We start from the raw sequence: 13,568 nt of genomic DNA, 5'->3' as shown, positions 1-13,568 counted from the left end.
CTAATCGCGGCGTGGCCGTTCATGACGGCGGCTCAGCTCAGCCATAATGTCGTCCAGCGGCAGTTTGCGCTCTTGCAATAGAACGAGCAGATGATACATCAGATCACTGACCTCAAGTCGAAGCTCATCATTATCTTTATTTTTGGCGGCGATGATCGTTTCGGACGCTTCTTCACCGATTTTTTTCAATATTTTATCAACGCCCTTATCGAATAGATACGTGGTATATGCACCTTCCGGACGTTCCACTTCACGTTCAGCAATGACGGATTCAAGTTCAGCAAGTACGTCAAAGCGGCCTTCTGCTCTTGATCCCGAAGAGTCTGCGTTTGTCTTATTTCCGGATTGTTCTGTAGATTTCCGAGGCAGCCCCACGATTTCATTATGGAAACAGGTCACTTCACCGGTATGGCAAGCAGGACCGTTTGGTTTAACCTCTACCAGCAGCGTATCCCCATCACAATCGTACTTCAGTGAGGTAATCGTCTGTACGTTCCCGGACGTAGCACCTTTGTGCCACAGCTCTTGGCGTGAACGCGACCAGAACCAGGTTTCTCCCGATTCCAGCGACAACTTCAATGATTCCCGGTTCATATATGCCATCATTAACACTTGGCGTGTCTCGGCATCCTGCACGATCGCAGGTACCAGACCATCACTCCAGCGGATATGCTCTACAACCTGCTCCAGGGATAAGCGCTCCCTGATTTCATTACTTACATTACTCACGGATCTCCACCCCTTGTTCTCTCAAATGTTGTTTTAACGCCGGTACAGCGATCTCTTTATAATGAAATATCGTTGCAGCAAGTCCTGCATCTGCTTTGCCAGCAGTAAACACGTCATAGAAATGAGATTCCTTACCCGCACCGCCTGAAGCAATGACAGGAACTCGTACGGATTCGGATACAGCAGCAGTCAGCTTCAGGTCGAATCCATCTTTGGTTCCATCCGCATCCATGCTGGTTAGCAGAATTTCGCCGGCTCCCAGTTCCTCAGCCTGTTTCACCCATTCCAGCGCCTTGATTCCTGAAGGTTTCCGTCCTCCATGAGTGTAGACCTCCCACTCTCCCCAAGCTTCATTGTACTTGGCGTCTACGGCCACTACAATACACTGGGAACCGAAGCGGCGAGCACCGTCGGCAATCAGCTGGGGATTCAGCACAGCAGCCGTGTTGACTGCGATTTTGTCTGCACCCGCACGCAGTATTCGCTTCATGTCTTCAACTTTGGAGATGCCACCACCAACAGTAAAGGGGATGGCGATTTCTCCAGCGGTCTGCCGTACCACTTCTTCCATCGTTTCGCGACCTTCTACAGAAGCTGAAATATCGAGAAATACCAGTTCGTCTGCACCTTCACGGTCATACAATGCCGCCAGCTCGACCGGATCACCCGCATCGCGGAGATTCACGAAGTTAACGCCTTTGACAACCCGGCCATCCTTAACGTCCAGACAGGGGATAATTCTTTTTGCCAGCATACTCCTCTTCCTCTCTACCCAGTTCCTTTACTTGTTGACTGCGCGCACTGCTTCGGACAGATCGATACTGCCGGTATACAGCGCCTTACCAACAATTGCTCCTCCGATTCCATCATCCGCATGACGGCTCAGGCGAAGCAGATCATCCATCACACTGACACCTCCGGAAGCGATAACATTACGTCCGCTCGCTTTGGCGAGAGATACAATGGCTTCTACATTTGGCCCCTGCATCATTCCATCACGAGAAATGTCGGTGAAGATAAACGTCTCGGCACCGAATGCCGCGAGTTCTTTCGCCAGTACTTCAGCTTGCACCTCAGATGTTTCCAGCCAGCCACGAGTAGCCACATAACCGTTTCGGGCATCGATACCTATTGCCACTTTATCTCCATAACGTCCCAACACTTCTTCGGTAAATGCCCGATCTTCAATTGCTGCTGTTCCGATAATGAGCCGGCTTACACCAAGACCCAGCAAGCGTTCTACATCAGCTACGGTGCGGAGTCCCCCGCCTACCTGAACAGGCACGTTCACTGCGGATGCAATGCGACCAATGAGTTCGTCATTTACGGGGTGACCCGCCTTTGCACCATCCAGATCGACTAGATGAACGTATGTACCACCTTGCTTCTCCCAGGAAAGGGCAACCTGTACAGGGTCATCATTATATACCGTCTCCTGATTGTAATCCCCCTGCACCAGTCTTACACATTTGCCGTCCCGGATATCAATTGCCGGATATATGATAAAAGATGACATACAAGGCCTCCTGATTTGTTCTTTATTGGTTTATCCATCTATATGAGTATGACTGCTTATTAAAAGTAGGATAGGGGCTGCCTATCCTGCATAGCTTCAACCTAACGGTTCTCCTGCCGGGAAATCCGATTTACCCCTGATTAGACTTGCCTGTCAACGCCAGGAAGTTTCCGAGCAGCTTCATGCCCAGTTCACCGCTCTTCTCCGGGTGGAACTGCATGCCGAAGTTGCTTCCTCTTCCCACAATGGCTGTCACCGGGTGTCCGTAATCCGTTACTGCCAGCAGATCACTTTCCACTTCGGTACGTGCGTGATAGGAATGAACGAAATAAACATGTCCGGCTTCAAGCCCATCAAAGAGAGGATTTTCCGGATGAAGGAACTCCAGACGATTCCAGCCCATATGAGGTACCTTCAGTTCTCCTGCTGCAAAACGCACCACTTTCCCTGGCAGGATATCCAATCCGGTGTGCTCCCCATGTTCCTCACTGGAGCTGAATAGCAGCTGCATGCCCAGACAGATCCCAAGCAGCGGTTTTGTTCCAGCTGCCGCTTCTTTCACAACAGCGTCCAATCCACTCTCCCGCAGGTGCTCCATGGCATCACCAAATGCACCTACGCCGGGCAGGATGACCCCGTCTGCCTGTAAAATCGTTTCCCTGTCACCTGTCACCAGCGCTTCATAGCCAAGACGTTCGACCGCTTTGCCGACGCTGTGCAGGTTCCCCATACCGTAATCGACAATTGCAATCGCCATCGTCTACAGCACTCCCTTCGTGGAAGGCACGCCCGTTACACGTGGATCGATCATCGTAGCTTCATCCAGTGCGCGTCCCAATGCCTTAAATATTGCCTCAATCATGTGATGTGTGTTCTGGCCGTAGTGAACAATGACGTGCAGCGTAATCCGCGCCTCCAGCGCCAGTTTCCACAGAAATTCATGCACCAGTTCTGTCGAGAAGCTGCCCACTTGCTGGGATGGATACTCCGCACGATACTCGAAGTGAGGTCTGTTGCTGACATCAATGACAACCTGAGCAAGCGCCTCATCCATCGGTACAAATACACTCGCATAACGCTTGATGCCCCGTTTGTCTCCGAGTGCCTCGCGAAGGGTCTGCCCCAGACAGATTCCGATATCCTCAACCGTGTGATGGTCATCAATATCAATGTCGCCACGCGCCTGCACATTCAGATCGAATTGTCCGTGCTTCGTGAACAGATCGAGCATATGGTTCAGGAAAGGAACGTCTGTCTCAATCGTTGATTGCCCTGTACCATCTACGGCAAATGCCAATTGAATATTGGTTTCATTCGTCTTGCGGTCAACCTCTGCCTGGCGCACAGCACCTGTAGTTTCAAGCTCTACTCCGTTATTTTGCTTATCCATTGTCCGATTCCGCCTTCCCTTCCTGTTCTAACCGTACAGCGATTGCACGGGCATGCCCTTCAAGCCCTTCATGGCGGGCCAGTTCTATGATAGCCGCTCCGTTTTGAAGCAGCGCTTCCTTGCTATAGTAGATCAAACTTGATTTCTTAATAAAGTCATCCACATCTACCGGAGAACTGAATCGTGCAGTTCCATTGGTCGGAATGATATGATTCGGTCCCGCAAAATAATCTCCTACCGGCTCCGAGCTGTACGGGCCGAGGAAGATCGCGCCGGCATTTTCGATCCGGCCGGCATAAGCCATCGGCTCCTGCACCAGAATTTCCAGATGCTCTGGTGCAAGCCGGTTCACCACATCGATGCCTTCATTCATGGAATCGACCACAATAATCGCGCCATACTGCTCCACCGAAGCAGCGGCGATCGCCTTCCGCGGCAGCGCCTCAAGCTGGCGCTGCACTTCGGCCTGCACGGCTTCCGCCAGCACGGCCGAGGTCGTGACGAGAATGGCCGATGCCATCTCGTCATGTTCCGCCTGCGACAATAAATCCGCGGCGACATACACCGGGTTCGCCGTTTCATCGGCGAGCACCACAATCTCACTCGGCCCGGCAATGCTGTCGATATCGACCGCGCCGTAAACCTCTCGCTTCGCGAGCGCCACGTAGATATTTCCCGGTCCACAGATCTTGTCGACCGGTGCAATGCTCTCCGTGCCGTAAGCCAGGGCGGCGATGGCCTGCGCGCCGCCAACCCGGTACATCTCGTTCACGCCTGCTTCCGCGGCAGCTACGAGAATGTACGGGTCAATACCCTCTCCGCCGTTGGTTGCCGGCGGCGTCACCATAACAATCTCCGGCACACCTGCAACCTGTGCCGGAATGACATTCATCAGCACCGACGAAGGATACGCTGCTTTGCCGCCAGGCACATACACCCCGACCCGCTTCAGCGGCCGGATGACCTGGCCCAGCAGACTGCCGTCCGGCTGCCAATCCATCCACGAGTTACGTTTCTGTTTCACGTGAAACGCTCTAATATTGGCGGCGGCTTGCCGAATCGCCGTCACGAAGGAAGGCTCTACAGCAGCGTAGGCCGCCTGAAGCTCTTCCTGTGGAACGCGCAGGGCCGCAGCAGTCAGTTTCGTGCGGTCCAGCTCCTCCGTATAGCGCAGCAGGGCCGCATCCCCTTCCCGGCGGATGTCATTGACAATGCGCCGGACCGTTTCATTTTGCTCAGGTGTACCATAATCCACTTCACGCTTCAGATCAAATTCCCGTGCAGGTACAATTTTCATGCCTTCTACCTCCCTGGCCCTATATTTCCTGTCAGCCATAAGTGTTCATCCATTCCTCTAACCCTTCTTGCCCGATCTTTTATCCTTGAAGGCTTCCTGCCGAAAATTCATTAGGCGCTGGAATGACCTGCTGCAATGCATCACATAATGCCTGAATCCGTCCATTTTTCATCCGATAACTCACCCGGTTGGCGATAAGGCGGCTCGTGATATCCAGAATACCTGTCATCTCAACCAATCCGTTCTCACGCAGTGTCTGTCCTGTCTCCACCAGATCCACAATCCGGTCAGCCAGCCCGATCAGAGGTGCAAGTTCGATGGAGCCGTTCAACTTGATAACTTCCACCTGCTGCCCCTGTTCGCGAAAATATTGAGAGGCAATTCTTGGGTATTTCGTTGCCACACGCTGCTGGATACCCGGTGTCCAATCCGGCAGACCGATGACCGACATGCGGCACTGTGCAATCCCCAGATTCAGCAGTTCGTAGACATCCCGATTTTCCTCAAGCAGTACGTCCTTACCGACAATTCCGATATCCGCTACACCGTATTCCACATACGTTGGCACATCTACAGGCTTCGCCATGATGAACTCCATTCCTGCTTCGGGTACTTCAATGACCAATTTTCGTGTGTCATCTACATCAACAGGAATATCGAGGCCCGCTTCACGGAAGAGCTTCGAAGCTTTTTTATAGATCCGGCCCTTGGGCATGGCTACCTTCAAAATATCCGACATCTCAGCGTCCTCCTTGTTCAGCTTGATAGGTGATAACCTGATCGTAGACGTCCCTTGCCGAACGCACTGAGCTACCACCGGATGATGCAACCACTTCCGCTGCTGGTTCTGTTACTTCATGATCCGATAAAAGGCTAGTCACCACGTTTTGTCCGTCGCTCCGTAAACGGGCCGCTTCCGCTAGTGCTTCAGCTCGGCGTGCCTTGTCATACTGGATAAGCACTGGCTTGTTCTCTTCCATCGTAATGCCGTGCACTCCATCGATGATCCGGTTCGTTTTCAGCGCAAATCCCGTCGCCGGAAGCGAGCGACCAAACTGCTGCAGCAGATTGTCATATCGTCCCCCGCTGCACACCGGTGATCCGAGTTCTGCCGCATACCCTTCGAAGGTCATGCCTGTATAATAGGAGAAGTCTCCGATCATTGTCAGGTCAATCAGTACATGTTCCGATACACCGTAGGCTTCCAGCACTTCAAAGACAGCACACAGATGAGCGATCGATTGCGCTGCTTCAGCACTGGAGCTAAGTTCTGCTGCATGTGCACATACTTCTTTGCCTCCACGCAACCGCAGAATGGCTTCCAATTGTTCTTTCGGTTTGGGTTCCAGATTGAGCTCCTCGATCGACTGGCGATATCCAACATAGTCGCGTCCGAGCAATCCTTCTTTGAGTGCGGCCTGTTGTGCCGTCTGCCCTGGAATGACTTCCTCCAGTAGGCCGTTTAGAAAACCCATATGTCCCATCGCTATTTTAAAAGAAGACACCCCTGCTGCCTGCAGCGAGGCAATCGCAAGTGCAACCACTTCAGCATCTGCCTCTGGTGAATCATCGCCAACCAGTTCTACACCTGTCTGGAAGAATTCCGCCTCACGTCCGGCTTCTTCTTCAATGGAACGAAACACATTCGCATGATAGGACAGACGCAGCGGGAGCGGTTCATCTTTTAATAGAGAAGATACTACTCGCGCAATGGGTGCCGTCAGATCTGATCTCAGTACAAGTGTAGTTCCCCGATTATTCAGCAGTTTGAACAGTTTTCGATCCGAGGTCGAACTCGCCACTCCCACCGTATCGTAATATTCAATCGTTGGCGTTATAATCTGGCGGTAACCCCAGCGTTCCATACATTCCAGTACGTTCCGTTCAATGGTTCTCAGCTTGTTAACCACAAGCGGTGTATAGTCACGAAAACCTGTCGGTTTTTCGAAGCCTTTTGGTTTGGACATTGGTATCATTCACCCCGAGTCAGTAGTTTGGTTTATGGGCTTTAGCTTTATCTTAAGTAGGATTTATGTATCGTAAATCCCGATTCCATCTTCTATTACCCTTAAATAAGGGACTGTGTTCAGATGCTGCCGGGCAGCCTTCTTGATGCACTCTTGATCTGTTCTTGATTGATGATACGTTTTTACTACTCCATAATGCTTTCATATGGTAAAGTGCTAACAAACTAAAGGATATGGGATATGATAACATGAATGACTCCTCATCGTCAACAATACAGTCCTCTAGCTTACCGGCTCTGCCTTATCATTTATTTCTGTTCAAACAAGTCCTCTCAGCAACATCTGTATACGAAAAAAGCTGCCATCAGCAGCTTATCTCATCAGAAGCACAATTGCCGTGTGCCTCTGTATATCATGTAATTTTGGATGACTCCTCATAACTTAGATGGAGTTTCCTCTGCTATACCTTTTGATACCCTATCCTAATGGATGCGCTCATCCATTTTCACGTGAAGCTCCACTTCACTGGAATCCACCTTGCGCGATAGTTCACGAAGAGGATTGCCCCCGACAAAAGCTCCTGGGGCTACATCCTTATGAACGACCGCTCCTGCAGCGACCACTGCTCCATCCCCGATGGTTACCCCCGGGAGAATTGTCGTGTTGGCACCGATTAGCACATTTTCACCGATAATGACTTCTCCCAATCTGTACTCTTTAATGAGATACTCATGCGCGAGAATCGTGGTGTTATAACCGATGACTGAATTTTCGCCGACGGTGATCTTCTCGGGGAAGAACACATCCACCATAACCATCAGTCCAAACGCTGTATGTTTACCCACCTTCATACCGAGCATATGGCGATAGATCCAGTTCTTCACCGGAAGAATCGGGCAGTACCGTGACAACTGAATCCATATAAAGTTGCGAACACCCTTCCACGGACTTACCGTCTTGTAGATATGCCAGAGTGCATTGTGGCCCTCTACCGGATAGCGGGTAACTTTTCTCATGAACGTCCCGTTTCAATACGGGTCAGCGTAAGCAAGTCCTTCATGTCATGCAGTATATAATCCGGGCCATATTCACTCAGCACTGCCTCTCCCTTAAGAGACCATGCAACGCCTGCCGCAAGTGCACCTGCATTTTGAGCGGATTGGATATCGACGGGGCTATCCCCAACCATCAGCGTTTTGGCCGGATCTGCACCCAGCTCCTCCATCGCTTTAAGTACAGGTTCAGCATGAGGTTTCGGATGAGTTACATCGGTTACCGTTACAATGGATTTCATATATTTCATTAGGTCGAAACGTTCCAGCACTTTAAGCGTAGATGGGCGAATCTTGGTCGTCACTACTCCCATTACAATACCCGCTTGGTGCAGAGCCTCAACAACCTCATTCACATGCGGAAAAGGTTTTACCATCGCTTCATGATGGATATCGTTATATGCACGGTATCCTTTGACATACTCGGCCACCTCCTCCTGTCCGGAGAAGGTACGCATCTGCTGCTCCAGTGTGCCTCCCATGTGCGGGATAATCTGTTCACGTGTCCACGGAGCAGAATGCTCCCATCCTTCCATGACATGCAGGAATGAGCTGATAATCAGCTCATTTGTATCAATAATCGTTCCGTCGAGATCAAATAGTACCGTTTCAATCATGCTGCATTACTCCTTTTTATCCTCAGCTTGCTTCGTCTCCTCTTTAGCGGGGCTTGGGCTTGCCTTACTCTCTTTGCTGGCAACCGGGCCTGCTTGCGGCATATCATCCGTTGGTTCAGATGAGACCTTGGAAGATACAATTGGATCACTATAACGTGCATCGGCTCTTCCTGTTACTCTTCTCAATACGATAAATATGATAGCTGCAATAATGATGCCAATGGCGAGCAATTGCGAAATTCTTACGTTCCCGTAGGCTGGATCCAGATAACCCTGTTCGAAGCCCAGTGCAGTCATTGGAGACCATAGACCGTTGACGAGCGAAGCAAGCCATTGTGGCGCCTGGAAGCCCAGACTGTCTGTACGCAGAGCTTCAATGAAGAAACGACCGATGGAGTACCAGATAAAGTAGGACATGAACAACTCACCAGCACGCAGAAACTTCTGCCGACGAAGAACTAACAACAGAACCAAGCCAACAAGGCTCCATAACGACTCATACAAAAATGCAGGGTGGTGGAATATGCCTTCCACATTCATCTGATTGACGATAAAGTCTGGCAAATGCAGCTTGTCCCGTAAAAAGGACTCTTCCACAGGTCCACCGTAGGCTTCCTGGTTTACAAAGTTCCCCCAGCGTCCAATCATCTGACCAACAATGAGTCCAGGTGCACAAATGTCAGCCATGCGCCAAAAATTGTACCCTTTACGCCGGAAGAAAATGACAGCACAAATGATTGCGCCAATCAGCGCACCATATATGGCGATACCACCATTCCATATCTTGAAGACATCCCAGAAATTATCCTTATAATCATCCCATCGAAAAGCTACGTAGTATATACGTGCTCCGATAATGGCAGAAGGTACACCCAGCAGGACCATATCCATAAATACTTCCTGCGGTATGTTGTACCGCTTGCCCTCCCGGATAACCAGCAGCAGACCTACGAGTGCTGCTGTACCGAGAATAAGCCCATACCAGTGAACCTTTAACGCTCCAATGGAGAACGCAATGGGGTTCAACAGTAATAATGTATCCATTCATTCACACTCCTATAAATTCACTCATCTGTATGCATGACCAAATGGGACCTGCTCCAAATTCCGTAAGAAGTAGAGCAGGCCAGTCTTGGTCTTTATTTTAAATACGTATAGCTCATGTTCCTACATTTCTAATAAATATTTCTACTATCCTAGTCCATGTCTTCCATGTCTTCCGAGATCGTTGCTGTCAGCTTGTTCGTAAATTGCAGCGCAGCGTTAAGTCCCATTTGCTTGAGACGATAGTTCATCGCAGCTACTTCAATAATGACAGCCAAGTTTCGTCCCGGACGAACAGGAATGGTTACCAGCGGTACATCCGTATCGATGATTCGTGTTGTTTCCTCATCCAGACCGAGGCGATCATATTGTTTGTCCTGCTGCCAAGCCTCAAGACGCACTACCAGGGTAATTCGTTTATTGTTACGAACAGCTCCTGCACCAAACAATGTCATTACGTTGATGATCCCGACTCCACGAATCTCAAGCAGGTGACGGATAAGCTCTGGTGCGGTTCCGTGCAGCTGGAAGTCTGATGTTTGACGGATTTCAACGGCATCATCGGCAATCAGGCGGTGTCCACGCTTCACCAATTCAAGTGCCGTTTCACTCTTACCAATACCACTGCTGCCAGTAATCAGCATACCAACTCCGTTCACATCACACAGTACGCCATGAATTGTTGCTGTTGGCGCAAGCTTACGCTCCAGGAATCCGGTAATACGGCTGGACAGAATCGTTGTTGCCATGTTGCTGCGAAGCACGGCCAGATTCTGCTCCTCACTGATCTCGATAAGTTCCTGTGGTACTTCCAGTCCGCGAGTCACCAAGATACACGGTGTTTCCTCCGTGCATAAGCGCTGCATCCGGTCACGACGTTCTGCTTCAGGTAACATTGCAAAAAAGGCCAGCTCTGTTCTCCCAAGCAGCTGTACCCGTTCTTGTGGATGGTATTCAAAATAACCGGCCATTTCGAGGCCAGGACGGTTCAAGTCATCTACAGTAATTACTCTCTTCAAACCTTGAGATCCGGAAACGACCTCAAGCTGGAACTGCTGTACCAATTCAGATACTTTCACTTTTTTCGCCATTTGTCTCTTCCTTTCAGCATTCGCTGCCTCTCTATGTACATCAGCATTTTTGCGTCAATTCCATTCCATTATTAGCGCATTCATTTCGTTTGTTTCAGGTTACAGACTTCTACAAAACAAAACCAGCCTTCAAATAATCTTAAATGAATTCAGTGTTGAATGCAATCGCGGGCCGCGGCCACCCATGAATCAAAAAAGCCCCTTCCAGCAACTACGGAAGGGGCTCTGAATACAATGTATGATTGCGTTAACTGATGTTCCATCGGATCCGAGGAATCCCAGTATGATTAGTCTTGAAGGAGAACGTTCACTTCAGTCTCTTTGTCAAAGATATGAACCTTGTTCATGTCAATTGCCATTTTAACTGTGGAACCATCACGAGTATTGGAACGTCCATCTACACGTGCGATTGTCGTATCGTTACCCACACCGCTCAAGTAGAGGAGCATTTCGTGACCCAGGTTCTCTGTAACGTCTACATGTGTAGAGAAGACAGAGTTCGGGGATGCTTCCAAGAATACTGGCTCTTCGTGGATGTCTTCTGGACGAACACCCAGAATAACTTCCTTGCCAATGTATCCTCTTGATTTCAGCACTTGTGCTTTACCTTGCGGGATTTCAACGTCCACGCCTGGAGCTACGAAGTGCAGGTTAGCACCTTGCTCAGCCAGTTTACCCGAGATAAAGTTCATTGTCGGGGAACCGATGAAACCTGCTACGAACAGGTTAGCCGGGTGGTTGTACAGCTCTTCAGGAGAAGCTGCTTGTTGAATGATACCATCTTTCATAACGACGATCCGATCACCCATTGTCATGGCTTCGATCTGGTCATGCGTTACGTAGATAACTGTTGTTTCCAAACGTTTAGCAAGCTTTGTGATTTCCGCACGCATCTGACCACGAAGTTTCGCATCCAAGTTGGAAAGAGGCTCATCCATCAAGAAGACTTGTGGATCACGGACAATCGCACGTCCCAGAGCGACACGCTGACGTTGACCACCGGACAATGCCTTAGGTTTACGCTCAAGCAAATGCTCGATATCCAGGATTTTAGCTGCTTCACGAACACGTTTGTCGATCTCGTCTTTTTTCACTTTACGCAGTTTCAAACCAAACGCCATGTTTTGATATACGCTCATATGCGGATACAAGGCATAGGATTGGAATACCATCGCGATATCGCGGTCTTTAGGAGCAACATCATTAACGACACGGTCACCGATATAGAGTTTACCTTCAGAAATTTCCTCAAGGCCTGCGATCATACGCAGTGTTGTTGATTTACCACAACCGGACGGTCCAACCAGTACCAAGAATTCTTTATCTTTGATGTCCAGGTTAATATCAACTACTGTTGCTTTATCAGAACCCGGGTATTTTTTGAAAATATGCTCTAAACGTACACCAGCCATGATTGTTGCCTCCTCAGAGATCATTTTGTAATCGAATACATTTTGTAGTTTTATATTAACCCATCCATGTGATGTTTGACTATTCGCAAACTGCACAAAAATATCAGAGCTTTTTCGTCACTTTGTACATAAGGAGCAAAAGCCGCACCAGAACAGCACTTTCAAAGCTTCTTACATCGTAACCAATCTCCTGTTTGATCTTGTCCAGACGGTATATAAGCGTATTGCGATGGATGAAAAGGCGCTTTGCTGTCTCACTGACATTACAGTCCAGACTAAAATAGGTCTCCAGTGTTGCAAGTGTCTCACTATCCTCAAAGATCACCGTATCCTTACCCGTCTCCTTGATAAAACGAAGACGCTGCTGTTCAGGAATACTCGCCACCAATCGCTCAAGATGCAGTTCCCATGGTAAGTGAATATGCTGAGCCACGTGAAATGCTCTTCCCAAATGAATACTCTCTTCAAGCAGACCTGTAATTGTCGATAACTCATGCACCGGAATACACGGCATAGACGCAGATAGATGAAACACACCTGCCCATTCACTTGCCACCAACTCATATAACCCCAAACAAAAAGCATTTAGTAAATCCTTTTTTGCTTCGAGAGTATCCTCTTCCGCCTCACCTGTTACAATCTGCTCATCGCTCAGAAAAAGCCAGTCCTGCTCTCCCAGAGGAATCAGCATAATGTCCTCACCAAAATAACTCCCCAGCAACTTGTTCAATTCCTTTGAACGAATACGATGGGCGTCTGGTGTCTCACATTGCAGCAGAAACGGGATCTTTTCAGAATACATCTCATCCCGAAATGAAAATTGCTCCGGAATGGATTCCTGCTCCGCGGGATGCTCTATCTTCTGCCGTAGCCACTTCCCCAATTCAGCAAATTCCTGTTCTCGATTATTCTCATATATCACTGGCAGTTCTTCAGTTAATCTGTCTGCACTGTTAGTAATCAGCAATTCAATTAAGCGCCTTGTTTCCATTGTTATGGAACCAGCAGAGCAACCCCAACATACTAAAGTACCTTCATTCTCTTTTAACTTAACTTTAAAGTAGATACGTTCCTCTGTATTTAAACTTTTCACACTCGCTATCGCGCCAGAAGCTAACTCCTGATCAGGTTGTCCTTCCTCGGGAGCTTCCATCTCAAGTAGACCGCTTTGATTCTGTTCCCAATCGATTAATTGCATTGCAGATTGATTCCATTCTTCTACGGTAATCTCGTATTCGTCCAAGCTAGTACCGATAATGGATTCAATTTGTTGTTTAAGACCAAGTATGAGCTTCATATAATGAACGCCACCACTTTGCTTTTTTCTATTATTTTATCATATCTTACAATACATCGCCTTCGATGCATTGGATCTGCAATCAGCTGCTTAATTTTCAAATATACAAAAAGAGCGATTAATCAAATTAATGATTAATCGCTCTTTCTAACAAGA

At 48.9% G+C, this 13,568-nt stretch carries 14 protein-coding genes; all 14 read right to left on the bottom strand.

What is annotated here, in order from left to right; translation table 11 throughout:
* The 14 genes from hisIE to CHI14_RS26645 all read right to left on the bottom strand — a co-directional run bounded on the left by hisIE (position 1) and on the right by CHI14_RS26645 (position 13,412).
* Positions 1 to 729, bottom strand: coding sequence for a bifunctional phosphoribosyl-AMP cyclohydrolase/phosphoribosyl-ATP diphosphatase HisIE (gene hisIE, locus CHI14_RS26710; protein WP_095292982.1), 729 nt, complete (start codon positions 727 to 729; stop codon positions 1 to 3).
* A complete protein-coding gene (gene hisF / locus CHI14_RS26705) occupies positions 722 to 1,483 on the bottom strand; it encodes an imidazole glycerol phosphate synthase subunit HisF (protein WP_095292980.1) in 762 nt (253 codons plus the stop codon). Before hisF ends, hisIE begins: the two co-directional genes overlap by 8 nt.
* Positions 1,484 to 1,510: 27 nt before the next feature.
* Positions 1,511 to 2,245, bottom strand: coding sequence for a 1-(5-phosphoribosyl)-5-[(5-phosphoribosylamino)methylideneamino]imidazole-4-carboxamide isomerase (gene hisA / locus CHI14_RS26700; RefSeq protein ID WP_095292978.1), 735 nt, complete (start codon positions 2,243 to 2,245; stop codon positions 1,511 to 1,513).
* Between the two features lie 130 nt (positions 2,246 to 2,375).
* Positions 2,376 to 3,002 (bottom strand): imidazole glycerol phosphate synthase subunit HisH, encoded by a 627-nt coding sequence (gene hisH / locus CHI14_RS26695; RefSeq protein WP_095292976.1) that lies wholly within the window; start codon positions 3,000 to 3,002, stop codon positions 2,376 to 2,378.
* Positions 3,003 to 3,005: 3 nt separating this feature from the next.
* Positions 3,006 to 3,635 (bottom strand): imidazoleglycerol-phosphate dehydratase HisB, encoded by a 630-nt coding sequence (gene hisB / locus CHI14_RS26690; RefSeq protein WP_095292974.1) that lies wholly within the window; start codon positions 3,633 to 3,635, stop codon positions 3,006 to 3,008.
* Positions 3,628 to 4,932: a histidinol dehydrogenase gene (hisD, locus tag CHI14_RS26685; RefSeq protein ID WP_095292972.1), complete on the bottom strand. Its 1,305-nt coding sequence runs from the start codon at positions 4,930 to 4,932 to the stop codon at positions 3,628 to 3,630. The genes hisB and hisD overlap by 8 nt, the downstream gene beginning before the upstream one ends.
* Before the next feature lie 79 nt (positions 4,933 to 5,011).
* Positions 5,012 to 5,671, bottom strand: coding sequence for an ATP phosphoribosyltransferase (gene hisG / locus CHI14_RS26680; protein ID WP_095292970.1), 660 nt, complete (start codon positions 5,669 to 5,671; stop codon positions 5,012 to 5,014).
* Position 5,672: 1 nt separating this feature from the next.
* On the bottom strand, positions 5,673 to 6,899 hold the full coding sequence (locus CHI14_RS26675; RefSeq protein ID WP_095292968.1) for an ATP phosphoribosyltransferase regulatory subunit: 1,227 nt from the start codon (positions 6,897 to 6,899) through the stop codon (positions 5,673 to 5,675).
* 482 nt (positions 6,900 to 7,381) lie between these two features.
* Complete coding sequence (locus tag CHI14_RS26670) at positions 7,382 to 7,915, bottom strand: acyltransferase (protein ID WP_095292966.1); 534 nt, start codon at positions 7,913 to 7,915, stop codon at positions 7,382 to 7,384.
* The gene (ppaX, locus tag CHI14_RS26665; RefSeq protein ID WP_095292964.1) at positions 7,912 to 8,568 is read right to left on the bottom strand and encodes a pyrophosphatase PpaX; all 657 of its coding nucleotides are present in this window, start codon (positions 8,566 to 8,568) and stop codon (positions 7,912 to 7,914) included. The genes CHI14_RS26670 and ppaX overlap by 4 nt, the downstream gene beginning before the upstream one ends.
* 6 nt (positions 8,569 to 8,574) lie before the next feature.
* Complete coding sequence (lgt, locus tag CHI14_RS26660; protein ID WP_095292962.1) at positions 8,575 to 9,612, bottom strand: prolipoprotein diacylglyceryl transferase; 1,038 nt, start codon at positions 9,610 to 9,612, stop codon at positions 8,575 to 8,577.
* Positions 9,613 to 9,764: 152 nt separating this feature from the next.
* A complete protein-coding gene (gene hprK, locus CHI14_RS26655; protein WP_095292959.1) occupies positions 9,765 to 10,703 on the bottom strand; it encodes an HPr(Ser) kinase/phosphatase in 939 nt (312 codons plus the stop codon).
* Between the two features lie 287 nt (positions 10,704 to 10,990).
* Positions 10,991 to 12,115 (bottom strand): ABC transporter ATP-binding protein, encoded by a 1,125-nt coding sequence (locus CHI14_RS26650; protein ID WP_095292957.1) that lies wholly within the window; start codon positions 12,113 to 12,115, stop codon positions 10,991 to 10,993.
* 103 nt (positions 12,116 to 12,218) lie between these two features.
* A complete protein-coding gene (locus CHI14_RS26645) occupies positions 12,219 to 13,412 on the bottom strand; it encodes a PucR family transcriptional regulator (RefSeq protein WP_249281255.1) in 1,194 nt (397 codons plus the stop codon).
* Positions 13,413 to 13,568: the final 156 nt, after the last annotated feature.

The sequence above is a fragment of the Paenibacillus sp. 7516 genome (assembly GCF_002272715.1).
In the GTDB taxonomy this organism is placed as follows: Bacteria; Bacillota; Bacilli; order Paenibacillales; family Paenibacillaceae; genus Paenibacillus; species Paenibacillus illinoisensis_A.
The sequence above is the reverse complement of the archived record's forward strand: the minus strand, read 5'-3'. Positions and strand labels throughout refer to the sequence as shown.